Source organism: Variovorax sp. UMC13 (assembly GCF_014170375.1).
Lineage (GTDB): Bacteria > Pseudomonadota > Gammaproteobacteria > Burkholderiales > Burkholderiaceae_C > Variovorax.
Genome location: NZ_LZZW01000030.1, coordinates 149640 through 172281 on the forward strand (window position 1 = coordinate 149640; position 22642 = coordinate 172281).

Annotated in this window: 22 protein-coding genes; 2 read left to right on the forward strand and 20 right to left on the reverse strand. The window is 70.4% G+C overall.

Annotated elements, in window-relative coordinates; translation table 11 throughout:
• Positions 1-4: 4 nt before the first annotated feature.
• The 8 genes from bioD to A9977_RS24285 all read right to left on the reverse strand — a co-directional run bounded on the left by bioD (position 5) and on the right by A9977_RS24285 (position 9511).
• The gene (gene bioD / locus A9977_RS24250; RefSeq protein WP_183027408.1) at positions 5-679 is read right to left on the reverse strand and encodes a dethiobiotin synthase; all 675 of its coding nucleotides are present in this window, start codon (positions 677-679) and stop codon (positions 5-7) included.
• Entirely contained in the window at positions 676-1902 is a 1227-nt protein-coding gene (gene bioF, locus A9977_RS24255) for an 8-amino-7-oxononanoate synthase (RefSeq protein ID WP_183027409.1), read from the reverse strand. Before bioF ends, bioD begins: the two co-directional genes overlap by 4 nt.
• Entirely contained in the window at positions 1886-3268 is a 1383-nt protein-coding gene (bioA, locus tag A9977_RS24260) for an adenosylmethionine--8-amino-7-oxononanoate transaminase (protein ID WP_183027543.1), read from the reverse strand. The genes bioF and bioA overlap by 17 nt, the downstream gene beginning before the upstream one ends.
• A gap of 11 nt (positions 3269-3279) precedes the next feature.
• Positions 3280-3942, reverse strand: a complete 663-nt coding sequence (locus tag A9977_RS24265) for a DUF4126 domain-containing protein (protein ID WP_183027410.1) — start codon at positions 3940-3942, stop codon at positions 3280-3282.
• Between the two features lies 1 nt (position 3943).
• Positions 3944-4732 (reverse strand): enoyl-CoA hydratase/isomerase family protein, encoded by a 789-nt coding sequence (locus tag A9977_RS24270; protein ID WP_183027411.1) that lies wholly within the window; start codon positions 4730-4732, stop codon positions 3944-3946.
• A 10-nt stretch (positions 4733-4742) separates the two neighbouring features.
• Positions 4743-6365 carry a carboxyl transferase domain-containing protein gene (locus tag A9977_RS24275; protein WP_183027412.1) on the reverse strand — a complete coding sequence of 541 codons (1623 nt, stop codon included), beginning with the start codon at positions 6363-6365 and terminating at the stop codon, positions 4743-4745.
• 149 nt (positions 6366-6514) lie between these two features.
• Entirely contained in the window at positions 6515-8179 is a 1665-nt protein-coding gene (locus A9977_RS24280; RefSeq protein ID WP_220812049.1) for an AMP-binding protein, read from the reverse strand.
• Between the two features lie 150 nt (positions 8180-8329).
• Positions 8330-9511, reverse strand: a complete 1182-nt coding sequence (locus A9977_RS24285; protein ID WP_183027414.1) for an isovaleryl-CoA dehydrogenase — start codon at positions 9509-9511, stop codon at positions 8330-8332.
• A 142-nt stretch (positions 9512-9653) separates the two neighbouring features.
• Here A9977_RS24285 and A9977_RS24290 point away from each other — a divergent pair, with 142 nt between their 5' ends.
• Complete coding sequence (locus A9977_RS24290) at positions 9654-10682, forward strand: AraC family transcriptional regulator (RefSeq protein WP_183027415.1); 1029 nt, start codon at positions 9654-9656, stop codon at positions 10680-10682.
• Positions 10683-10749: 67 nt separating this feature from the next.
• On the opposite strand, the gene A9977_RS24295 is transcribed toward A9977_RS24290, so the two are convergent.
• The 12 genes from A9977_RS24295 to A9977_RS24350 all read right to left on the reverse strand — a co-directional run bounded on the left by A9977_RS24295 (position 10750) and on the right by A9977_RS24350 (position 21692).
• Positions 10750-11040 carry a type II toxin-antitoxin system RelE/ParE family toxin gene (locus A9977_RS24295; protein ID WP_183027416.1) on the reverse strand — a complete coding sequence of 97 codons (291 nt, stop codon included), beginning with the start codon at positions 11038-11040 and terminating at the stop codon, positions 10750-10752.
• On the reverse strand, positions 11037-11330 hold the full coding sequence (locus A9977_RS24300) for a CopG family ribbon-helix-helix protein (protein WP_183027417.1): 294 nt from the start codon (positions 11328-11330) through the stop codon (positions 11037-11039). The genes A9977_RS24295 and A9977_RS24300 overlap by 4 nt, the downstream gene beginning before the upstream one ends.
• Before the next feature lie 111 nt (positions 11331-11441).
• Positions 11442-12287 carry a PA4780 family RIO1-like protein kinase gene (locus A9977_RS24305; RefSeq protein ID WP_183027418.1) on the reverse strand — a complete coding sequence of 282 codons (846 nt, stop codon included), beginning with the start codon at positions 12285-12287 and terminating at the stop codon, positions 11442-11444.
• A 33-nt stretch (positions 12288-12320) separates the two neighbouring features.
• Positions 12321-13541 carry an MFS transporter gene (locus A9977_RS24310; protein ID WP_183027419.1) on the reverse strand — a complete coding sequence of 407 codons (1221 nt, stop codon included), beginning with the start codon at positions 13539-13541 and terminating at the stop codon, positions 12321-12323.
• 88 nt (positions 13542-13629) lie between these two features.
• Complete coding sequence (locus tag A9977_RS24315) at positions 13630-14178, reverse strand: DUF3304 domain-containing protein (protein WP_183027420.1); 549 nt, start codon at positions 14176-14178, stop codon at positions 13630-13632.
• A 59-nt stretch (positions 14179-14237) separates the two neighbouring features.
• Positions 14238-15845 (reverse strand): MFS transporter, encoded by a 1608-nt coding sequence (locus A9977_RS24320; protein ID WP_183027421.1) that lies wholly within the window; start codon positions 15843-15845, stop codon positions 14238-14240.
• Between the two features lie 90 nt (positions 15846-15935).
• Entirely contained in the window at positions 15936-16607 is a 672-nt protein-coding gene (locus tag A9977_RS24325; protein ID WP_183027422.1) for a glutathione S-transferase family protein, read from the reverse strand.
• A 71-nt stretch (positions 16608-16678) separates the two neighbouring features.
• Positions 16679-17662 carry a tripartite tricarboxylate transporter substrate binding protein gene (locus A9977_RS24330; RefSeq protein ID WP_183027423.1) on the reverse strand — a complete coding sequence of 328 codons (984 nt, stop codon included), beginning with the start codon at positions 17660-17662 and terminating at the stop codon, positions 16679-16681.
• Positions 17663-17696: 34 nt separating this feature from the next.
• On the reverse strand, positions 17697-18533 hold the full coding sequence (locus A9977_RS24335) for an SDR family NAD(P)-dependent oxidoreductase (RefSeq protein ID WP_183027544.1): 837 nt from the start codon (positions 18531-18533) through the stop codon (positions 17697-17699).
• Positions 18534-18544: 11 nt separating this feature from the next.
• Entirely contained in the window at positions 18545-19372 is an 828-nt protein-coding gene (locus A9977_RS24340) for a hypothetical protein (RefSeq protein WP_259652124.1), read from the reverse strand.
• Complete coding sequence (locus A9977_RS24345; RefSeq protein ID WP_183027424.1) at positions 19369-20166, reverse strand: citryl-CoA lyase; 798 nt, start codon at positions 20164-20166, stop codon at positions 19369-19371. Before A9977_RS24345 ends, A9977_RS24340 begins: the two co-directional genes overlap by 4 nt.
• Positions 20163-21692: a class I adenylate-forming enzyme family protein gene (locus A9977_RS24350; protein WP_183027425.1), complete on the reverse strand. Its 1530-nt coding sequence runs from the start codon at positions 21690-21692 to the stop codon at positions 20163-20165. The genes A9977_RS24345 and A9977_RS24350 overlap by 4 nt, the downstream gene beginning before the upstream one ends.
• Before the next feature lie 172 nt (positions 21693-21864).
• Here A9977_RS24350 and A9977_RS24355 point away from each other — a divergent pair, with 172 nt between their 5' ends.
• Positions 21865-22641 (forward strand): IclR family transcriptional regulator, encoded by a 777-nt coding sequence (locus A9977_RS24355; RefSeq protein ID WP_183027426.1) that lies wholly within the window; start codon positions 21865-21867, stop codon positions 22639-22641.
• Position 22642 lies beyond the last annotated feature (1 nt).

Below are 22642 nucleotides of genomic sequence, written 5' to 3' on the forward strand. Positions count from 1 at the left end.
GGGTTCAGGCGCGCAGCGCGCCCAGGTCGAGGTGGCGGGCCGCGCTGGCGGCGTCGGGTGCGGCGAGGTGCGGCACCACGCCCAGCAGCGGCGCGTTCAGGTGGCGGCGCAGCGTGTCGAGGTTGCCCTCGAGCGCGCGCATGTCGGGGTCGATGTGGCTGCCGACCCAGCCCGCGAGCACCATGCCGCGCGCGCGGATGGCCTCGGCGCTGAGCAGCGCATGGTTGAGGCAGCCCAGGCGCAGGCCCACGACGAGGACCACGGGCAGGCCCAGCGCGGCGGCCAGGTCGGCGCTGTCGAAGTCCTCGCCCAGCGGCACCCGGAAGCCGCCCACGCCCTCGACCACCACCACGTCGGCCAGCGCGCGCAAGGCCTCGAAGGCCGACAGCAGCGGCGGCAGTTCGACGCGCACGCCCTCGGCGCGCGCGGCCAGGTGCGGCGAGACCGGTTCGCGCAGCAGGTAGGGGCAGCGCAGGGCCAGCGGGGCCTCGACGTTGCCCGCGGCCTGCAGCTGCACCACGTCCTCGTTGCACCAGCCGCCGTCGATCTGCTCGAGGCCCGCGGCCACGGGCTTCATGCCGACCGCGCGCCGGCCCGATGCGGCCAGCGACCACAGCAGCGCGCTGCTCACCAGGGTCTTGCCGACGCCCGTGTCGGTGCCGGTGATGAAGAAACTCATGCGCTCGCCTCCGTCGACAACGCCTGTCCCAGGGCCTCGACCAGGCGCGCGACCTCGTCCGCGGTGTGCGCGGCCGACAGCGCGATGCGCAGCCGCGCCGTGCCCACCGGCACGGTGGGCGGGCGGATCGCGCCCACATGCAGGCCCAGCGCATCGAGCTGCGCCATGAGCTGCATCGCGCGCGCGTTCTCGCCCACGATCAGCGGCTGGATCGCGACCGACGAATCGGCCAGCCGGGCACGCCCGTCGGCCGGCAGCACGGCCTGCACGCCAGCGCGGAACTCGGCGATGCGGGCGCGCAGCAATGCGCGGCGGTGCACGCCCTCCTCGCCCTCGATCAGCGTCAGGCTGGTGAGCAGCGCATGCGCGATGGCGGGCGGCGCGGCCGTGGTGAAGATGTAGGGCCGCGCGCGCTGCACCAGGTAGTCGATCACGGTGCGGTGGGCTGCGACGAAGGCCCCGGCCACGCCGGCCGCCTTGCCCAGCGTGCCGATCAGCACCAGCCGCTCGGCGCGCAGGCCCAGGGCCTCGACCACGCCGCGCCCGGTCGCGCCCAGCACGCCGAAGCCGTGCGCATCGTCGAGCACCAGCCAGGCGTCGTGGCGCTCGGCCAGCGCCAGCAGCTCGGCCACGGGCGCGATGCGGCCGTCCATGCTGAACACCGCATCGCTCACGATCAGCTTGACCGGCGCGTCGCTGGCCGCGAGCTGCGCCTCGAGGGCCTGCAGGTCGCAATGCGGGTAGACCACCACGCGCGCCTTGGCCAGCCGCGCGCCGTCGATCAGCGACGCATGGTTGAGCGCCTCGGAGAAGATCACCGCCTCGGCGCCGCCCAGCGCGGACAGCACCGCGAGGTTGGCCATGTAGCCGGTGCAGAAGAACAGGCTCTGCGCTTCGGGGATGTGGGGCGCCATCCATTCGGCGAGCCGCTCCTCGAGCTGCGCATGCGCGCGCGAGTGGCCGAGGATCAGGTGCGAACCGCCGCTGCCCGCGCCGTAGCGCGCCGCGCCTTCGGCCAGCGCCGCGGCGATCGCCGGGTGCGCGGCCAGGCCCAGGTAGTCGTTGCTGCTGAAGGCCAGCAGCTCGCGCGGCGCCGCGCGGCCTGCCTGGGTCAGCACCTGCGCGGGCGCGCAGGGCGTCTCGGCGATCTGCCGGCGGCGGCGCAGGGCCTGCGCGTCGAGCGCGGCCATCTGCTGCTGCAGGCCGTCAAGCAAGCGCGACATTGCGGCCTCCTTCCCTGGCATGCGGTGCGATCGCGTCCAGCACGGCGACGGTGCCCGCGACCAGGTGGTCGATCTCGTCATCGCCGATCACGTAGGGCGGCATCAGGTACACGGTGGCGCCGATGGGCCGCATCAGCAGGCCCTGGTCGCGCGCCGCCAGATGGAAGCGCTCGGCGAAGCGTTCGCCCGGCGCGCTCACGTCGAAGGCGGTGATCATGCCGCGCTGGCGCAGGTGCGTGACCGCACGCGTGCCCAGCGCGTCGCGCAGCGTGTGCAGGATGCGCGCCGCGCGCGGGCGGTTGCGCTCCAGCACCTGCTCGCGCTCGAACAGGTCGAGCGTGGCCAGCGCCGCGCGGCAGGCCAGCGGATTGCCGGTGTAGGAGTGCGAATGCAGGAAGCTGCGCGCCACGTCGTCGTCGACGAAGCCCTGGTAGATCGCGTCGCGCGTCATCACCAGCGCCAGCGGCAGGTAGCCGCCGCTGATGCCCTTCGACAGGCACAGGAAGTCGGGCCAGATGCCGGCCTGCTCGCAGGCGAAGAAGCTGCCGGTGCGCCCGCAGCCGACCGCGATCTCGTCGGCGATCAGGTGCACCTCGTAGCGATCGCACAGCGCGCGCACCCGGCGCAGGTAGTCGGGGTCGTGCATCGCCATGCCGGCGGCGCACTGCACCAGCGGCTCGACGATCAGTGCGGCGATGCTGTGGTGCTCCGCGGCCAGCAGGGCCTCGAGCGCATCGGCCGCGCGCCGCGCCACGGCGGCGGCGTCCTCGCCGTCCTGTGCCAGACGCGCGTCGGGCGAGGGCACCAGGTGCGCCTCGCCCAGCAGCGGCGCGTAGGCGTCGCGGAACACCGCCACGTCGGTCACGTGCAACGCGCCCAGCGTCTCGCCGTGGTAGCCCTGGCGCAGCGCCACGAAGCGCCGCTTGTCGGCGCGGCCCGCGTTGCGCCAGGCGTGGAAGCTCATCTTCAGCGCGATCTCGACCGCCGAAGCGCCGTCGGAGGCATAGAAGCAGTGGCCCAGCACGCCCCCGGTCAGCGCGCCCAGGCGCTCGGACAGTTCGACCGCGGGCGCATGGGTGCAGCCGGCCAGCATCACGTGCGGCAGCGCATCGAGCTGGTCCTTGAGCGCGGCGTTGATGAAGGGATGGGCGTGGCCGAACAGGTTGACCCACCAGGAACTGGTGGCGTCGAGGTAGCGGCGGCCGTCGTGGTCGACCAGCCAGACACCCTCGCCGCGCGCGATCGGCAGCGGCGGCACCGCCTCGAGGCGGATGCTCTGGGTGCAGGGGTGCCAGACATGGCGTCGGCTGCGCGCCTGCCAGTCGGCGTTGCGGGAGGAATCTGCGGGTGTCAGGGGAAGCTCCAGGTCGCGCGGGATCAGGCAGGGCCGTCGTCGCTGCGTTGACGGCGGAACGCGGGCGCCACGCCGGGGTCGGGCCGGCCGCTGAAGATGCGGGTCACGCGGCCCAGCAGCGCCTTGAGGAAACGCCAGCTCTTGCGGATGAGCCACACGCTCAGCGCCAGCACCAGCACGAACAGCACGAGGAAGACGACCGGATGCGCGAGCGCGAGCCAGAGCCCGGCCGGCACCGCCGTGTCCTCGACCAGCGAAGCGCCGACGTTGGAAAAAGGCTCGGGCGAGGTGTTGATGGCCGCGCGGGTGGTGGCCTTGGCCGCGTGCGCGGTGGCCGCGAAGCCGCCGCCCAGCAGCGCGGCGACCAGCGCCATCAGCGCATGGTCGGCACCGAACACCCCGGCCGCGAGCGCGGCGCCCGCGGGAATGCGGATCACCGTGTGGACCATGTCCCAGAGCGAATCGAGCCCGGGAATCTTGTCGGCGAAGAACTCGACGAAGACCATGAAGCCGCTCACAGCCAGCACCACCGGATGCGCGAGCAGGTGCAGGCCGCTGGGCAGCGGCACCCAGCCCATGTAGCCGACCAGCCCGGCCAGCAGCACCACCAGGTACAGGCGGATGCCGCTGGCCCAGCCGATGGCGGCGGCCAGGGCGAGCAGCTGGGGCAGGTCGAGTTCGGGCATGTCAGGCCAGCCAGGCGGGCTTGCGCTTCTGCAGGAAGGCCTGGACGCCCTCGCGCCCTTCCTCGCTCGCGCGGATGTCGGCGATGCCCTCGACCGTCTTGGCGATCAGCGCGTCGTCGATCTCGCGGCCCGTGACATCGGCCAGCAGCATCTTGCAGGCGCGCACGGCCGCGGGGCTGGCGCCGGTCAGGGCCTTGAGCAGTTCGTCGACCTTGGCGTCGAGCGCATCGGCCGCCACCACTTCGTGCACGAAGCCGATGCGGTGCGCCTCGGCCGCGCCGAAGCGTTCGGCCGTGAGGAAGTAGCGCTGGGATGCACGTGCGCCCATGGCGCGGATCACGTAGGGGCTGATGGTCGCGGGCACCAGGCCGATCTTCACTTCGCTGAGGGAGTACCAGGCCGCATCCACGCTCACCGCCATGTCGCAGGCCGCGACCAGGCCCATGCCGCCCGCGTACACGTCGCCCTGCACGCGCGCGATGGTGGGCTTGGGGCACTCGGCGATGGTGCGCAGCATGTCGGCCAGCTTGCCCGCGTCGGCGAGGTTCTCGTCGCGCGTGTAGTCGGCCATGCGGCGCATCCAGTTCAGGTTGGCACCCGCGCAGAAGGCCGGGCCGTTGGCGCCCAGCACGATGGCCTTGACCTGCGGCGCCGCACCGGCCTCGACGAAGGCCTGCGTGAGCTCGGCGATCACGACGTCGTCGAAGGCGTTGCGCGTGTCGGGCTGGTCGAGCCAGATGCGGGCGACCGGGCCTTCGAGGGTGAGTTTCAGCTTGGTGAAGTCGCTCATGCCCTGCCCCTTACATCCGGAAGATGCCGAACTTCGGCTCGGGGATCGGCGCATTGCGTGCCGCTGCCAGGCCCAGCGCCAGCACGCGGCGCGTGTCGGCCGGATCGATGATGCCGTCGTCCCACAGCCGCGCGGTGGCGTAGTAGGGGTGGCCCTGGTCTTCGTACTGCTGGCGGATCGGCGCCTTGAAGGCTTCTTCTTCGTCGGCGCTCCACTGGCCGCCCTTGCCCTCGATGCCGTCGCGCTTGACCGTGGCCAGCACGCTCGCGGCCTGCTCGCCGCCCATCACGCTGATGCGCGCGTTGGGCCACATCCAGAGGAAGCGCGGGCTGTAGGCCCGGCCGCACATGCCGTAGTTGCCGGCGCCGAAGCTGCCGCCGATGATGATGGTGAACTTGGGCACGTTGGCCGTGGCCACGGCCGTCACCATCTTGGCGCCGTGGCGCGCGATGCCTTCGTTCTCGTACTTGCGCCCGACCATGAAGCCGGTGATGTTCTGCAGGAACACCAGCGGGATCTTGCGCTGGCAGCACAGTTCGATGAAGTGCGCGCCCTTCTGGGCCGACTCGGAAAACAGGATGCCGTTGTTGGCCACGATGCCCACGGGCATGCCCTCGATCTCGGCGAAGCCGCAGACCAGCGTGGCGCCGAAGCGCGACTTGAACTCGTGGAACTCGCTGCCGTCGACGATGCGCGCGATGATCTCGCGCACGTCGAAGGGCTTGCGCGTGTCGGTGGGGATCACGCCGTACAGCTCCTCGCGCGGGAACTCCGGCGCGCGCACGTCGGGGTGCGGCGCTTCGGTCGCGTCCTTGCGGTTGATGTTGGCGATGGCCGAACGCGCAAGCGAGAGCGCGTGCAGGTCGTTCTGCGCCAGGTGGTCGGCCACGCCCGACAGCCGCGTGTGCACGTCGCCGCCGCCCAGATCCTCGGCCGTCACGACCTCGCCGGTCGCGGCCTTCACCAGCGGCGGGCCGCCCAGGAAGATGGTGCCCTGGTTCTTCACGATGATCGATTCGTCGCTCATCGCCGGCACGTAGGCGCCGCCCGCCGTGCACGAGCCCATGACCACCGCGATCTGCGCGATGCCCTGCGCGCTCATGTTGGCCTGGTTGTAGAAGATGCGGCCGAAGTGGTCGCGGTCGGGGAAGACCTCGTCCTGGTTGGGCAGGTTGGCGCCACCGGAGTCGACCAGGTAGATGCAGGGCAGGCGGTTCTGCTCGGCGATCTCCTGCGCGCGCAGGTGCTTCTTCACCGTCAGCGGGTAGTAGGTGCCGCCCTTCACGGTGGCGTCGTTGCACACGATCATGCAGTCGACGCCGCTCACGCGGCCGATGCCGGCGATCAGGCCCGCGCCAGGTGCCGATTCGGCGCCCTTGGCGTCGAGGTACATGCCGTAGGCCGCGAGCGGCGCGATCTCGAGGAAGGGCGTGCCCGGGTCCAGCAGCTCGGCCACGCGGTCGCGCGGCAGCAGCTTGCCGCGCGCGACGTGCTTGGCGCGCGCGGCCTCGCCGCCGCCGGCCTCGACCTTGGCGAACTGCGCATGCAGGTCGTCGACCAGTGCGCGCATCGCGGCGGCGTTGGCCTGGAAGTCTGCGCTGCGCGCATTCAGTTTGGTTTCGAGTTTGCTCATGGGTTATCCAATTCGGGAGCGGACTTCCGAACGCGGAAGGAAGACAAAAGTGGCGCAGAAGTCGCAGAAGAAATCCTTCAAGTTTGGTTTTCCTTTTGCGACCTCTGCGAAACCTTCGCGGCCTCTGCGTTCGGCTGTCCGGGTTGGCTTCATGCCGTCTTCGCTTCTTCCAGCCCCAGTCGGGCCTTCATCTCGTCACGGATCTTGAATTTCTGAATCTTGCCGGTCACCGTCATCGGGAACTCGGTCACGAACTGGATGTACCTGGGCACCTTGTAGTGCGCGATCTGTCCCTTGCAGAAATCGCGGACCTCGTCTTCGGTGGCCGTCTGGCCGGGCTTGACGATGATCCAGGCGCAGAGCTCCTCGCCGTAGCGCTTGTCGGGCAGGCCGACCACCTGCACGTCCTGCACCTTGGGATGGCGGTAGAGGAACTCCTCGATCTCGCGCGGGTAGATGTTCTCGCCGCCGCGGATCACCAGGTCCTTGATGCGGCCGACGATGTTGACGTAGCCCTCGGCGTCCATCACCGCCAGGTCGCCGGTGTGCATCCAGCCCTCGGCGTCGATGGCTTCGCGGGTCTTTTCCTCGTCCTGCCAGTAGCCGTGCATCACCGAGTAGCCGCGCGTGAGGAACTCGCCCGACTGGCCGCGCGCCACGGTGGCGCCGGTCTCGGGGTCGACGATCTTGATTTCGAGGTGCGGCTGCACCGTGCCCACGGTCGACACGCGCTTGTCCTGCGGCGTGTCGGTGCTGCTCTGGCAGCTCACCGGCGAGGTCTCGGTCATGCCGTAGGCGATGGTGATCTCGCCCAGGTGCATCTGGTCGACCACGCGCTTCATCACCTCGGTCGGGCAAGGCGAGCCGGCCATGATGCCGGTGCGCAGCGTCGAGAGGTCGAATTCCTTGAAGCGCGGATGGTCGAGCTCGGCGATGAACATCGTGGGCACGCCGTGCAGCCCGGTGCAGCGCTCGGCCTGCACCGTCTCGAGCACGGTCAGCGGGTCGAAGCCGTCATTGGGGTAGACGATGGTCGCGCCGTGCGTGATCACCGCCAGGTTGCCCAGCACCATGCCGAAGCAGTGGTAGAGCGGCACCGGGATGCACAACCGGTCTTCCGGCGTGAGCTTCATGCACTCGCCGATGAAGAAGCCGTTGTTCAGGATGTTGCGGTGGGTCAGCGTGGCGCCCTTGGGGAAGCCCGTCGTGCCGCTGGTGAACTGCAGGTTGATCGGGTCGGTGGCCTTGAGCGTGGCGCCGATCTGCGCGATGCGCGCGTCCTGCGGATCGCCGCTCGCGAGCAGGGCCGAGAAGCGCTGCATGCCGGGCTGCTCGGCATCGCCGGCCTTGTCGATCCACACCGTGTGCTGCAGCAGCGGCAGCCGCTTCGGGCCCAGCTCGCGCAGCATGCCCAGGTAATCGCTGGTCTTGAACTGCGCCATGGTCACCAGCGCCTTGGCACCGACCTTGTTGAGCGCGTACTCGAGTTCCGAGGTGCGGTAGGCCGGGTTGATGTTGACCAGGATCAGGCCGACCTTGGCGGTCGCGATCTGCAGCAGCACCCAGGGCACGTTGTTGTGCGACCAGATGCCCACGCGGTCGCCAGGCACCAGGCCCAGGTTCAGCAGCGCGCTCGCGAGCCGGTTCGACGCGGTCTGCAGTTCGCGGTAGGTGAAGCGCTGGCCTTCGTGGCGACTGACCAGCGCCTCGCGCTCGGGCTGGCGCTCGACCATGTCGTCGAAGAAGGCGCCGATGGGTTGTTCGATGATGGGGACGTCGGTGGCGCCTCGGGCATAGCTTTCGGTCAGAGTCATGCTTGTCTCCATGTCGAATACAAATTCGGAAACCGGACGCAGAGGACGCGAAGGTTTCGCAGAAGGCGCGAAAGATTCAATCAGAAGATTCGGCTGCTCTTTTGCGTTCTTCGCGAAACCTTTGCGCCCTCTGCGTCCGGAAGTCCGCCTTCAGGCCGTTTCCGAGAACAGCTCGCGCCCGATCAGCATGCGCCGGATCTCGCTGGTGCCCGCGCCGATCTCGTAGAGCTTGGCGTCGCGCCACAGGCGCTCGACCGGGAAGTCCTTGGTGTAGCCCACGCCGCCCAGCGCCTGGATCGCCTCGCCGGCCATCCAGGTGGCCTTCTCGGCCGAGTACAGGATGGCGCCGGCCGCGTCCTTGCGGAAGGTGCGCGCGTGGTCGTTGCGGTCGCAGGCCTTGCCCACCGCGTACACGTAGGCGCGCGTGGCCTGCCAGGTCGAGTACATGTCGGCGATCTTGCCCTGCATCAGCTGGAACTCGCCGATGCTCTGGCCGAATTGCTTGCGCTCGTGCACGAAGGGAATCACCGCGTCCATGCAGGCGGCCATGATGCCCAGCGGACCGCCCGACAGCACCGCGCGCTCGTAGTCGAGGCCGCTCATCAGCACCTTGGCGCCCATGCCTTCGCCGCCCAGCACGTTCTCTTCGGGCACTTCGCAGTTGTCGAAGAACAGCGGGAAGGTGTTGCTGCCGCGCATGCCCAGCTTGTCGAGCTTGGTGCCGGCCGAGAAGCCCTTGAAGCCCTTCTCGACGATGAAGGCCGTCATGCCGCGCGCGCCCATCTCGGGCTCGGTCTTGGCGTAGATCACCAGCGTGTCGGCGTCACCGCCGTTGGTGATCCACATCTTGCTGCCGTTGAGCACATAGCGGTCGCCCTTCTTCTCGGCGCGCAGCTTCATGCTGACCACGTCGGAGCCGGCGTTGGGTTCGCTCATCGCGAGCGCGCCCACATGCTCGCCGCTCACCAGCTTGGGCAGGTACTTCTTCTTCTGCGCTTCGCTGCCGTTGCGGTGGATCTGGTTCACGCACAGGTTGGAGTGCGCGCCGTACGACAGGCCCACCGAGGCCGAGGCGCGCGAGACTTCTTCCATCGCGACCATGTGGGCGAGGTAGCCCAGCTCGGTGCCGCCGTATTCCTCCTTGACCGTCATGCCGTGCAGGCCGAGGTCACCCAGCTTCTTCCACAGGTCGTGCGGGAACAGGTTGTCGCTGTCGATCTGGGCGGCGCGGGGCGTGATCTCGTGGTCCGCGAAATCGGCGATCGCGTCGCGCAGCGCGTCGACGGTGTCGCCGAGGTCGAAGTTCAGGCCGGGAAGGGTCGGGGCGGGCATGGGGCTTGTCTCCTCTAGGGTGCACACGGTGCGCTCGCAGGCACAAGGACGGCTGCGCGCGCAAAAGCCGCAGCTTACGCCCGCGGGCTTCGCATTTGCCGCCACAATGGTTGCAAATTACGCCACACCTTTTGGTTTCGCGATGCCCTCCCCCGCCTTCCTCAAACCCGGCCGCGCGGCCACGCCCATGGCCTTCGTGCGAGCGATCGTGCAGGGCTATACGCACTACGGCGTGGACCCGGCGGCCGCCCTGGCGCAGGCACAGATCGCGCCGCAAGAGCTGGCCCGCGAAGGCGCCCGCGTCACGGCCGCGCAGTTCGAGGCGCTCAATGCCCACGCGATGCAGGAACTGGACGACGAGGCATTGGGCTGGTTCTCGCGCCGGCTGCCCTGGGGCAGCCACGGCATGCTGTGCCGGGCCTCGCTGAGCTCGCCCGACCTGGGCGTGGCCATCAAGCGCTGGTGCCGGCACCACCGGCTGCTGACCGAAGACATCACGCTGGCCCTGCGGGTGGCCGACGGCATCGCGACGGTGGCGGTCACAGAGCACCGCGCGCTCGATCCGGCCTTGCGCGAGTTCTGCCTGGTCTCGACCTTGCGCTTCCTGCACGGCTATGCCTGCTGGGCCATCGATTCGCGCATCTCGCTGCGCGCCGCCAGCTTTCCTTTTGCGCCCCCGCCGCACCGCGACGCCTACCCGCTGATGTTCAGCGGTGAACTGCATTTCGATGCGGCGCGCGCCAGCTACAGCTTCGACGAGCGTTATCTCGCGCTGCCGATGCAGCGCGACGAGCCGGCGCTGCGCACCATGCTCAAGCGCGCGCTGCCGCTCACCGTGCTGCAGTACCGGCGCGACCGGCTGCTGGGCCAGCGCGTGCGCGAGCTGCTGAGCGCGCGCGCGGGCGGCCCGGGCACCGGCGAGGCGCTGGCCGCGGAACTGCACCTGTCGAGCCGCACGCTGCACCGCCAACTCAGCGAGGAAGGCACCTCGCTGCAGGCGCTCAAGGACGAGGTGCGGCGCGAGCAGGCCATCGACCAGCTGCGGCGCACCACGCGGCCGATCAAGCAGATCGCGCTGGCCGTGGGCTTTCGCAACGAGAAGAGTTTTTCGCGCGCCTTCCGCGGCTGGACCGGGGTGGCGCCGGGGGCGTTCCGGCAGGGAGCGTCTTGACAGCCAATGAACACGCGTCGTCCATCCCTGCTGCAGGGACGGGACGGATGCCGTCGCGGCACCCTGCCTAATATCCTTCGCCTGCAGGCGGCCACTGGCGCGCTGTATGCAGCACCCGCAGCACCTGCACCTGATCGGCCTTGATGGCGTAGATCAGGACATAGCTTCGGTGCGCAACCAGCTCTCGGGTTTCCGGCACACGGCCTCGTTTTCCCATCTCCGGGACATGGACCAGGCGCGCGGCCTTTGCCGAAAAAAGCTCGTCGATGGCCAGTGCCGCTCGGGGGTCGTCGCTTGCAATGTGCTCACGGATCGCGCGTCGATCTTCCTGTGCCAGCCGTGTCCAAACCAGTTTCACGCCTTGGGAGCGCGAACGAGCCCGCGCCGCGTCTCGGCTCGCCAAGCGGCCGCCTCGGCTTCGACCTCCTCTGCCGACACCAGATCACCTGCATTGGCGGCGTCCAGGCCGGCCTGCACCTGTTGTCGAAGCCAGGTGTCATGCGCCGTCGCATCGTTCTGGCGTTGGACGAAGTCCCGCATGAAGTCGCGCAGAAGCTGCGCCCCGGTGCGGTCGTTGGCCTTGGCGGCGCTGGAGAACTCCGCCTTCAAAGTCTCTTCGACCCGGAACGTGAAAGTGGATTCGCTCATGCCACCAAGCTCCTTGTGTTACAGGGAAAGTGCATCGTAGCACTTCACATGGCGCCACGCCGACCACGTCGGCGGGGTGCCGACTGTGATCCGTCCACGATGCCCCGGCCGCTAACGCGCCGCCATCCGCACCAGCCGCGCCGCCTCTTCGGCGCGCGCATCGTCGACCTCGCGCAGCACGTTGCCCAGGTCGACCGGCCCGGTCGCATGCGCGAAGCGGCCGGTGAGCGGGGTGCCCGGATCGAGTTCGCCGCTTTCGTACAGCGCCCAGATCTCGTCGCCGCAATGGGTCTGCAGCAGCTCGGGCGCGAACTGGCCGAAGAAGTTCTTCAGGTTGGCGACGTCGCGCAGCAGCATGCGCTTGGCGTGGTTGTTGCCCGCCGCGTCCACGGCCTGCGGCAGGTCGATGATGACCGGCCCGTCGGCCGCCAGCAGCACGTTGAATTCCGACAGGTCGCCGTGCACCACGCCCGCGCACAGCATGCGCACCACCTCGACCAGCAGGCTCGCGTGGTGGCGCAGCGCGTCCTCGGGCGTGAACACCACGTCGTTGAGGCGCGGGGCGGCATCGCCCTCGGCGTCGGTCACCAGCTCCATCAGCAGCACGCCGTCGCAGAAGTTGTAGGGCTCGGGCACGCGCACGCCGGCCGCGGCCAGCCGGTAGAGCGCGTCGACCTCGGCGCTCTGCCAGGCGGCCTCGGTGGCCTGGCGACCGAACTTGGTGCCCTTGGCCATCGCGCGCTGCAGCCGGGTGTTCTTGACCTTGCGGTTCTCGGTGTAGTCGACGGCCTGGCGGAAGCTGCGGTTCGTCGCTTCCTTGTAGATCTTGGCGCAGCGCGTCTCGTCGCCGCAGCGCACCACGTAGACCATGGCTTCCTTGCCGCTCATCAGCTGTCGCACCACGGTGTCGATCAGACCTTCGTCGACCAGCGACTGCAATCGGGGGGGTGCTTTCATGCAGGCATTCTGCGCTGACGTGCGGCGGCCCCTTCATCCCGCCGCCGCTGGCAGCCGCCGCAAGCCGCCGACCGGCGAGCCCAGGATCAGCAGCGCCTGCACTCCGAAGCCCGCCAGCGCGAGCCACAGGCAGGCGGCCTCGCCCCAGCCCGCGCCGACCAGGCCGCCCAGCGCGGCGCCGACCGGGCGGGCGCCGGTGTTGACCGTGAGGAACAGCGCGCCCACGCGCCCCAGCATTGCGGCCGGCGTGAGGCTTTGGCGCAGCGTGGTCGAGGTGATGGTCCAGACGATCGGACCGGCGCCGAACAGGAAGAAGGCCGATGCCGCAAGCACGCCGCTGGGCACAAAAAGCGTGGCGACCATGGCCGCGGCGGCCAGCACCGACACCAGCGGGCCGAGCTGGATCGCGCGACCGAAGGGCAGGGCCGCCACCACGCGTGGCGCCAGCAGCGCGCCCACCACCATGCCGGCGCCGAAGGCGCCGAGCGTGACCCCGACGGCGCCCGCGCCCAGGCCTAGCACGCGGACCGCATAGGGCACGTACGCGGCCTGCAGCACGAACCAGGCGATGTTCCAGGCCGCGCCGGTCAGCAGCATCGGGCGCAGCAGTGGGTCGCGCCAGACGAAGGAGGCGCCGTCCTGCACTTCGCGCAGCGGATGGCGCGGTGGCCGCGCGGGACGCGCCGGCTCGACCAGCCGGAGCAACAGCGCCACCGCCGCCAGCGACAGCACCGCCGCCAGTACGAACGCCGCCGGTGCGCCGGCCCAGGCCACCAGGGCGCCGCCCAGTGCGGGCCCGCCCGCGAAGGCCGCGCTGCGCGCCAGCTCGAGCCGTCCGTTGGCACGCGCCAATGCGTCACGCGGCACCAGGGCCGGCACCAGCGCGGGCGCCGCGACGCTGAAGGCCACCGTGCCCACCGCCCCCAGAAAACCCAGCAGCGCCAGACCTTCGACCGACAACCGATCCCGCAGCACGGCCGCGAGCAAGGCCAGCAGCGACAGCGCGCGCAACACCTCGCCGGCCACCATGAGCCGCCGCCGGGGCAGGCGGTCGGCCATCCAGCCCAGGGGCAGCGACAGGATCAGGAAGGGCAGGGTCTGCAGCGCCGCGAGCAGCCCGATCTCGCCCGGGCCGGCGCCGAGCATCAGCACCGCCACCAGGGGCGCGGCCGCGAGGCTCAGTTGCTCGGCCGATTGCGCCGCCAGGTTGGCGCCGGTCAGCGCGGCGAAGGAACGGGGCAGCGGGGCGTGCATGGCGGGGCGCGGAAATGGCGAGGCACCGAGCATCGGCGACGGCGCCCCGCGGCGCTGGCCGTTTGCGGACATGCGAGCAACCGCCCGGTCAGCGCGCCCCGTCCCTGGGCAGCACCTGGCAGACCGCGTCGGAGGGCCGCAGCGCACAGTAGTTGCGGTACATGCCCCAGTCGAGCGCCACGCCCTCGAGCAGCGGGTAGCGCGGATGGCCCGGCGCGAAGCGCGAGACCACGATGCGCACCCGGCCCTCGGGATAGAAATGCGCCTGCAGGGTGCCGCGCGCGTGGCCCCGGTATTCCTCCACCGGCACCGTGAGGATCCTTCGCGCCGGTGGGCTCGCCGTGCCGTGGCCGAACTCGACCGTTGCCGTGAGACCGGGCCGCCATTCGATCGGGAGGTTCACGCAGCAGACGATCCTGCCCGGCTCGCCGTCGGCGTCGGGCATCGCGCCCATGACACCGTCGACCTTGAAATACCGCACGGGATCGTCGGCCTCGTCGTGCATGTAGCCCCGCACGCCCAGCTGCACCGTCCTGCCGCCACAGGCCGCCATCAGCGACAGCAGCAGGCCGGCCGCGGCCGCGCAGGCGCCCCGCGCACAGCCATGCCCCACGGCATTCCACTTGCCTTCGTTCATCATTCTTCTCTCCCTTTGGCGACGCTGCTGCCGGTGACACGGCGCGTCGTCCAGGCAGTCTAACGAGCCCGCACAGCCCCGGCCGAGACGCTGGCGCCGTCGGCCCGGCCGCCGATCCACAGCCAGGCGCTCAGCGCGCTCAGCCAGGCCAGCGCCGCGCCCAGGCCCATCACCCAGCGGAAGCCCGCGACGAAGGCCTGCTGCACCGCCGCCGTGACGGCTTGCGCCGCGGCCGCATCGAGGCCCGGCGGCGGCGCGGCCGCGGCGAGCCGGCTGCGCTGGCCCGCCAGATGGGCCGCGAGTTCGGGCGATGCGTGCATCTCGCGCAGCGCGCCCGCCAGGCTGGCATCGAAGGCGCCGGCCATCACCAGGCCGAACACCGCCACCGCCAGCACCGCGGCCGTGCGCGACACCGCGTTGTTCACGCCCGAGGCGATGCCCGCCTGCTCGGGCCCGACCGCGTTCATCACGGTGGTGGTGAGCGGCGCCACGGTGATCGTCATGCCGATGCCCAGCACCACCACCGCGGGGAAGAAAGCCGTCCAGTAGTTCGCCTGCGTGCCGGGCACGGTGAACAGCGCGAAGCCCAGGCCCGCGATCACCGGCCCGACCACCAGCGGCAGCCGCGGGCCGAAGCGGTCGACCAGTTTCCCGGCCTGGCGCGAGAAGGCGAACATGATCAGGATGAAGGGCAGCAGCGCCGCGCCCGCCACCGTGGCCGAGTAGCCCTGCACCTGGATCAGGTTGAGCGGGAAGAAGTAGAGGCTGCCGCCCAGCGCCGCGTAGAGCAGCAGCGTGAGCAGGTTGGCGCCGCCGAAGTTGCGGCGCCGGAACAGCGCCAGCGGCAGCATCGGTTCGCGCGTGCGCGCCTCCACCACCACGAAGGCCACGCTGGCGGCGAGGCCCAGCACCAACGCGGCGATCACGGCCGGCGCGCGCCATTGCTGCACCGGCGCCTCGATGAACGCGTAGACGATGCCGCCAAGGCCCAGCGTCGCGAGCACCGCACCCGCGATGTCGAGCCGGCCGGCTGCCGGGTTGCGGCTCTCGGGCACGCGGCGCCACACGACCCACAGCACCACCGCGGCCAGCGGCACGTTGATCAAAAAAGCCCAGGTCCACGAATACTGGTCGACCAGCCAGCCGCCGATGACCGGACCGATGGCCGCGGTGATGCCGCTCGCGCCCGACCAGGTGCCGATCGCCTTGCCGCGCTCGCCCTCGGGGAAGGACGCGCTGATCAGCGCCAGGCTGCCCGGCACCAGCAAGGCCGCGCCGATGCCCTGCAGCGCGCGCGCCGCGATCAGTTGCTGCACCGTGGCCGACAGCGCGCAGGCCGCCGAGGCGAGCGCGAACAGCGCCACGCCGATGGCGAAGATCCGGCGCCGGCCGAAGCGGTCGCCCAGCGAGCCGCCCACCAACAGCAGCGCCGCGAGGAACAGCGCATAAGACTCGACCACCCATTGGGCCTGGAAGGCATCGGCGTGCAGGTCGCGCTGGATCGCGGGCAGCGCCACGTTGACCACCGTGCCATCGATGAAGGCCATGCTGGAGCCAAGGATGGCGGCGAGCAGGATGCCGCGCTTGGCCGCCGCGGAGCACGGCGCGGCGACCACGCCGCTGTGGATGACGGCGTCGTCACAAGGGGGTTTGCCGATCTGGGTCATGGCGCTCCTGCCGCGCCGGGAATGGCGCCTGCGCACTGTGGTGCGAAAGCGCCCCGGACGTCAATCGGCGTCGGGGGGCGGGGCCGGGCGTCAGCCGACCGTGGCCGCCCGTGCCGGCACGCCCTGCCCTTCAGCCGCCCGAACCTGTGCGGCCAGTGCGCGCACGAAGCCCTCGCGTTGCTGCAGCCGCTGCCAGTAGGCGGCGACGTTGGCCGGGAAGCGATCTTCCAGTGCCAGATGGCTGGCCAGCATCAGCGCATAGCCCACCGACACGTCGGCCGCGGTGAATCGATCGGCGCAGAGCCAGTCGTGGCCCGCCAGTGCCGCATCGATGCCGCGCAGCCGCGCGAGGAACCACTTGGTGTAGTCCTCCGCGGCCTGGGGCAGGCGGCGTTCGGCCGGCTCGAAGCGACCGTAGCGCAGCACCAGCGTCTGGGGAAAGGTCAGCGTGGCCTCGCCGTGGTGCAGCCAGTTGAGCCACATGCCGTAGGCCGGTTCGTCGCGCCGCACCGCCAGGCCGGTGCGGCCCTGTGGATCGCAGCGTTCGGCCAGGTACTGGCACATGGCGGCCGACTCGGTCATGCGCGTGTCGCCATCGACCAGCAGCGGCACGGTGCCCAGCGGATTGAGTTCGAGAAAGGAACGGGCCAGCGCGCGCGGCGGGAAGGGCAGCATGCGCAATTCGTACTCGGCGCCCAGCTCTTCGAGCATCCAGAGCGGACGGAAGGAACGGGCGCTGACGCAGTGGTGCAGAACGATCATGCGCCGAGCCTACCGAAGCGAGGCGCGCGCGGACAGGGGCACATTCCCAGGGCCGTTCGGCCGCGGCGTGCTCAGTCCGCCGTGATCTTGCCGAACGCCGCCACCTTCTTCCACTTGGCGATGTCGGCCGTGATCAGCGCGGTGAAGGCTTCCGGCGTGTCCTCGACCACCAGCGCGCCGGTGGCGGCATAGCGGTCCTTCACCGACTGCGTGCGCAGCGCGCGGATCACCGCGCCGTGCAGCGTCTTGAGCACCTCGGGCGGCAGGCCGGCCGGGGCCAGCACGCCGTTCCAGAAGCCTTCGTTGAAGGTCTTGAGGCCGGTCTCGACAAAGGTCGGCACGTCGGGCAGTTCGCCCGCGCGCTGCGGCGCGGCCACGGCCATCGGGATCAGCGTGCCGGCCTTGATGTGCGGGTACGAGGAGGCCAGCGTGTCGAAGATCATCTGCACCTGGCCGCCGACCACGTCGTTGAGGGCCGGGCCGGTGCCGCGGTAGGGCACGTGCACGATGCGCAGGCCGCTCAGCGACTTGTAGTACTCCATCGCCATGTGCGTGGCGCCGCCGTTGCCCGAGGAGGCATACGAGAACTTGCCCGGCGACTCCTTGGCCAGCTTGTAGAACTCGGCATAGCTCCTGGCAGGGAAGCTGGCGGTCACGCTCAGCACGCCGGGCACGGTGACGATGCGGGTGATGGGCGTGAAGCTCTTGACGCCGTCGAAGGGCAGGTTCTTGTAGACCGCCGAGTTGGTGCCGTTGGTGCTCGAGGTGCCCAGCAGCAGCGTGTAGCCGTCGGGCTTGGCGTCGGCCACGAAGCGCGCGCCGATGGTGCCGCCCGCGCCGCCCTTGTTCTCCACCACCACCGGCTGGCCCAGTTCCTTGCCCAGCGCCTCGGCCAGGATCCGGCCCGTGATGTCCGAAGTGCCACCCGGCGGGAAGGGCACGATGAGCTTCACCGGCTTGTCGGGGAAGGCGCCCTGGGCGAAGGCGGCGCCGCCGAGGCCCAGCAGGGCGGCGGCGAAGGCGGTGGCGAGGACGAGGGGTTGGCGTCGGTTCATGGTTTGTCTCCTGGATCTCTTTGTTCGAAAGGGCTCAACGCCCGGCACAGCTTTTTCCGCCATCGACGGGAATGCACACGCCCGTGATGTAGTCCGCCTCGTCCGAGGCCAGGAACAGCGAGGCATAGGCCACGTCCCAGGCATCGCCCATGCGGCCCATGGGGCTGGCGGCATTGCGCGTCCTGATCATTTCCTCGGTGCTCGCGAAGCGGCCCGCGATCTGCGTGTGGATCAGCGGCGTGTTCATCACGCCCGGCAGCACCGCGTTGGCGCGGATGCCCTGCGGCGCGTACTGCACCGCCAGCGCGCGCGTCAGGTGGTTGAGCCCGGCCTTGGCCGCGTAGTACGGCATGTAGGGGTAGCTGTTGACCTGCATCGAGGCCAGCGAGGAGATGTTGACGATCGCGCCGCGCCGCTGCGCCAGCATCAGCGGGATCACGTGCTTGCAGGTGAGGAACACGCCCGTGAGGTTGGTGTCGATCACCTGGCGCCAGTCGTCCTCGCTCATCTCGACCACGCTGCCCATGCGCGTGATGCCGACGTTGTTGTGCAGGATGTCGACCGTGCCGAAGCGCGCCTGCACCTGCGCCACCACCGCGGCCACCTGCTCGGACACGGTGACGTCGGCCACGTAGGCCTCGCAGTCGAAGCCCTCGGCGCGGATCACGTCGCGCGTGGCCTCGGCAGCCGCGCGGTCGATGTCGACCGCCGCCACGCGCGCGCCTTCGCGGGCGTAGACCGCGGCCGCGGCCTTGCCGTTGCCCCAGCCCGGGCCCGAGGAGCCGGCGCCGAAGACCAGCGCGATCTTGCCGGCGACGCGCTGGCGGCCGGCGGGCGGCGTGGCACTGGCGTGGATGTCGTTGGGGGTCATGGAAGAGGTGCTCATGGAATGGCGCCGCACATCAGCACGGCGAAGTCGCGCGCCCGCATGCCGGCCCACGCGCCCAGCATCTCGGCCGTGTGGTTGACATGGCTCAGCACGCCGGTGGCATAGGCCGAGTGCGCGTCGCCGATGCGCGCGCTCATCGCGGCCACGGTCGCGCCCGCGATGCCGCGCACATCGAGCGCCGGCAGGCGCGACAGGCCGGCCTCGTCGGCGCCGATGCCCGCGTCGTTGTAGAGCGCGGCGAACACGTCGACCTTGATCGCGGTCTCGGGCCGGCCGCCCAGCAGGCCGCCGTGCGAGCCGGTGAAGGCCACCGCGCCGGCGTCGCCGGGCTGCACCAGCGACACCGAATCGATCAGCACCAGCGGGCGCAGCGCACCGGCCAGCGCGACGGTCTCGCGCGCCTCGGCCGGCAGCGGGCCGGGGAAGACCGGCGCCAGCGCCGCCGCCTGCATGCGCTCGGCCGCCTCGCGCGTCGGCATGCCGGGCTGCACGCCGAGCCGCGTGGCCGCGGCATTGGCGCGCGAGACCAGGCCGCGCGCCGCATGGTCGGCGCCGTCGCCGATGCGCGCGCTGCGGTGGTCGACCACCGCGCAGGGCACGCCGAAGTGGTCGCAGTACGCCAGGCCGCCGAGGCCGGCCTGGTCGAGGCCGATGCCCGCGTCGTTGAGCAGCAGGCCGACGATGCCGCCGGCCAATGCCATGTGGGCCGCGATCACGCCGCCGTGCGAGGCCGCGATCGCGACCGCACCGTGCGCCTCGGGTCCGAATTTGGTGACCGAGTCGAGCACCAGGATGCCGGGCCGTGCCATGGTGCCGCTCAAGGCCGGGCCTTGTTGTGGCCTTCGCCCTCGCCCTGGTACGGCACCGCGTGGTCGACCAGGTCCCAGATGAAGCGACCCGTGGGCACGCGCTGCTCTTCGGCGATGTGCGCCACCAGGCCGGCGGCGCGCGAGATCACCGCGAAGCCGCGCATCAGCGCGGGCGGGATGCCGAGCTCGCCCAGCAGCGTGCCGACCGCGCCGGTGGCGTTGATCGTGATGTGCTTGCCGTAGGCGAGGTCGACCTCCGTCGACAGCGCGGCGATCGCCTTCAGGTAGTCGCCCTTGAATTCGGGGTGTTCTCGACCGATGGCCAGCAGCCGGGCGGCGCGCGGGTCGTCGGGCTTGTGCAGGTGCTGGCCGAAGCCGGGCAGCGGCTTGCGCTCGCGCTGGTGGCGCTGCGCCACCTCGCGCGCCGCGGCTTCGATGCCTTCGGGCGCGTCGATGATCTGCTTCAGCAGCACGGCGCAGTTCTCGACCGTGCCGATGAACTGGCTGCCCACGGCCAGCAGGCCCGCGGCCACGCCGCTCTGGATGTTCTCGGGCGAGCTCATGTAGACCAGCCGCGTGGCGATGGCGCTGGGCGTGAGCCCGTGCTCCATGATCGCGATCAGCGCGGCATCGACCACCCGCAGGTCGTGCGCGCTGGCCTCGCGGCCCATGATCTGCGAGAACATGACTTCGGTGAAGGTCTTCTTGCCGAGGATGTCCTCGACCAGGTTCTCGTTGCGGTAGTGGATCGAGGTCTGCGAGTGCGTGCAGAGCTCGGTGTACGGCGTGTTTTTTGCCTGGGTCATGCGGCGGTCTCCTGGCGGTTGAGCTTGCGGTGCACCTCGGCCTTGATCGTCGGCTTGTGCACCTTGCCCGCCACGCTGCGCGGCAGGTCGTCGTAGAAATGGATGGCCTTGGGCGTCTTGACGGAACCCAGCTCGGGCTTGGCGAAGGCGATGAGTTCCTGTTCGCTCAACGTGGCGCCGGGCTTGAGCTGCACGGCCGCGTGCACCGCCTCGCCCCACTTGTCGTCCTCGATGCCGAACACTGCCGACTCGTGCACCGCGGGATGCTGGTCGAGCACGCTCTCGACGTCGATCGGGTAGACGTTGAAGCCACCGGTGATCACCACCTCGCGCAGCCGGTCCTTGAGGTAGAGGTAGCCCCGCGCATCGACGTAGCCGCGGTCGCCGGTGTGCAGCCAGCCGTCGACCAGGGTCTCGGCGCTCTTCTCCGGCATCTTCCAGTAGCCGGCCATTACCAGGTCGCCGCGCACCACGATCTCGCCGACCTCGCCCACCGGCAGCAACGCGCCCTGCGGGTCCATGATGGCCATGTCGGTCAGGAGGCCCTGGCGGCCGACCGAACGCCAGTTGCGCTCGTCGGCGAAGTCCTCGGCACGCATCACGCTCACCACCTGCGGCGCCTCGGTCTGGCCGTAGGTGGTCTCCAGCACCGGGCCGAAGAAGGCGCGCATGCGGCCGATCTTCTCGGGCGGCATCGGCGCGCCACCGTAGATCAGGTGCCTGAGCGCGGGGAAGTGCTCGTGCGCCGCACCGGCCTCGGCCGCCACCATGTAGAGCAGCGTGGGCGGCATGAAGGTGGTGGTGATGCCCTGCGTGCGAAAGCACTGCAGCAGCGTCGCGGCCTTGGCGTCGGCCGGCAGCACATGGCAGCCGCCCACCGCGAGGATCGGCAGCAGGTAGGTCGAGGTGCCGTGCGTCACCGGCGCGGCCACCAGGTAGCGCTCGTCGGCATCGAAGCCGAAGGCATGGATCTGGTTGACGATGGTCGTGACCCAGGCCCGGTAGGGCTGCATCACGCCCTTGGGTACGCCGGTCGAGCCGCCGGTGAACTTGATGGCCTGCACCTCGTCGCGCGAGCGGCCGTGCGGCCGGGGCGTTTCACCACGGTGGCGATAGAGCAGGTCCTGGAAGCGCGGCTGGCCGGTGGCCGCATCGCCGAGCGCGATCACGGCGCCGACATCTTTGAGGTTCAAGGTGCCCAGGTGCGCGGGCTCGGCGATCACGATCGAGGGCTCGGTGAAGGCCACGATGCGGTCGAGCTCTGCGGCCGGGTTGCGCCAGTTGAGCGGCACCCAGGTCTTGCCCGCGGCCAGCACCGCGAGCAGCGCCACGATGTGCTCGACCGTGTTGCCCGCGCAGATGCCCACGCGCGAACCGGGCGTGGGGTCGAGCGCTTGCAGCGCGGCGGCCGCGGCGTCGACACGCAGGCGCAGCTCGTCGTAGCGCAGCGCGGTGTCGCCGCTTTGCAGTGCGATGCGTTCGGGCAGGAGGCGCGCGGCGCGGTAGAAGAAATCGATGGGATACATGGCGGCTTTGGGTTGAGCGTCATAGTCCGCAATACGGACTTATCGGCCAGCACCTGGAAAGTCTCTCGTCGATCCCTGTGCTTTTGAAGGCACGAAGTATCGCGATGCACTTTCGAAGCACCAACACACAAAGTCCATAATCCGGATTTCCATGTCGTTTCACGGGTAAACCATGAGTACTGTCCAGAGCCTGGACCGCGCGATCGAACTGCTGCGCCTGATCTCCGCCAACTACCGCGAGGGCGAGCGCCTGTCGGACCTGGTGACGGCCAGCGGCCTGGCCCAGCCCACGGTGCACCGGCTGCTCAAGCAATTGGTCGAAGGCGGCCTGGTAATGCAGGACGCCGACCGCCGCTACCGGCTGGGCCACTTCGCCTACGAACTGGGCCTGGCCGCGGCCTCGCACTTCGGGCTGCGCCAGCAGTGCGCGCCCTTCCTCGCGCGCATCTCGCAGGACACCGGCGACTCGGCCTTCCTGGTGGTGCGCAGCGGCGCCGATTCCTTCTGCCTCGACCGGCAGTCGGGCTCGTTCCCGATCCAGGTGCTGACGGTGGAGGTGGGCAAGCGGCGCCCGCTGGGCATCGGCGGCGGCGGGCTCGCGCTGCTGGCCTTCATGCCCGAGGCCGAACTGCCGGCCGTGCTGGCGCGCATCGAGCCGCAGCTCAAGCCCTATGGCGGCCTGACACGCGCGATCCTGCAGAAGCTGGTGGCGCAGGCGCGCCAGCGCGGTTACGCCTCGATCACCAACTACGCGGTGGCCGGCGTGACCAGCATCGGCGTGCCGATCCGCGACCGCACGGGCCAGGTGCTGGGCGCCGTCAGCGTGAGCGCGATCGCCTCGCGCATGGCCGAGCGCGAGGCGATGGTGGTGCGCACCATGCAGCGCGAGGTCGAGGCGCTGCAGGTCGCACTGCAGCAGCCCGCACCGGGCCGCATGCCGGCGAGCTGAG

Bases quoted from the DNA above. Each gene is read 5' to 3' on its own strand.
- A9977_RS24280 (WP_220812049.1), bottom strand. From the start codon at position 8,179: ATGACTCTGACCGAAAGCTATGCCCGAGGCGCCACCGACGTCCCCATC.
- A9977_RS24315 (WP_183027420.1), bottom strand. From the start codon at position 14,178: ATGAACGAAGGCAAGTGGAATGCCGTGGGGCATGGCTGTGCGCGGGGC.
- bioF (WP_183027409.1), bottom strand. From the start codon at position 1,902: ATGTCGCGCTTGCTTGACGGCCTGCAGCAGCAGATGGCCGCGCTCGAC.
- A9977_RS24350 (WP_183027425.1), bottom strand. From the start codon at position 21,692: ATGTATCCCATCGATTTCTTCTACCGCGCCGCGCGCCTCCTGCCCGAA.
- A9977_RS24335 (WP_183027544.1), bottom strand. From the start codon at position 18,533: ATGACCCCCAACGACATCCACGCCAGTGCCACGCCGCCCGCCGGCCGC.
- A9977_RS24320 (WP_183027421.1), bottom strand. From the start codon at position 15,845: ATGACCCAGATCGGCAAACCCCCTTGTGACGACGCCGTCATCCACAGC.
- A9977_RS24285 (WP_183027414.1), bottom strand. From the start codon at position 9,511: ATGCCCGCCCCGACCCTTCCCGGCCTGAACTTCGACCTCGGCGACACC.
- A9977_RS24275 (WP_183027412.1), bottom strand. From the start codon at position 6,365: ATGAGCAAACTCGAAACCAAACTGAATGCGCGCAGCGCAGACTTCCAG.
- A9977_RS24355 (WP_183027426.1), top strand. From the start codon at position 21,865: ATGAGTACTGTCCAGAGCCTGGACCGCGCGATCGAACTGCTGCGCCTG.
- bioD (WP_183027408.1), bottom strand. From the start codon at position 679: ATGAGTTTCTTCATCACCGGCACCGACACGGGCGTCGGCAAGACCCTG.
- A9977_RS24290 (WP_183027415.1), top strand. From the start codon at position 9,654: ATGCCCTCCCCCGCCTTCCTCAAACCCGGCCGCGCGGCCACGCCCATG.
- A9977_RS24310 (WP_183027419.1), bottom strand. From the start codon at position 13,541: ATGCACGCCCCGCTGCCCCGTTCCTTCGCCGCGCTGACCGGCGCCAAC.
- A9977_RS24265 (WP_183027410.1), bottom strand. From the start codon at position 3,942: ATGCCCGAACTCGACCTGCCCCAGCTGCTCGCCCTGGCCGCCGCCATC.
- A9977_RS24300 (WP_183027417.1), bottom strand. From the start codon at position 11,330: ATGAGCGAATCCACTTTCACGTTCCGGGTCGAAGAGACTTTGAAGGCG.
- A9977_RS24270 (WP_183027411.1), bottom strand. From the start codon at position 4,732: ATGAGCGACTTCACCAAGCTGAAACTCACCCTCGAAGGCCCGGTCGCC.
- A9977_RS24330 (WP_183027423.1), bottom strand. From the start codon at position 17,662: ATGAACCGACGCCAACCCCTCGTCCTCGCCACCGCCTTCGCCGCCGCC.
- A9977_RS24325 (WP_183027422.1), bottom strand. From the start codon at position 16,607: ATGATCGTTCTGCACCACTGCGTCAGCGCCCGTTCCTTCCGTCCGCTC.
- A9977_RS24305 (WP_183027418.1), bottom strand. From the start codon at position 12,287: ATGAAAGCACCCCCCCGATTGCAGTCGCTGGTCGACGAAGGTCTGATC.
- A9977_RS24345 (WP_183027424.1), bottom strand. From the start codon at position 20,166: ATGACCCAGGCAAAAAACACGCCGTACACCGAGCTCTGCACGCACTCG.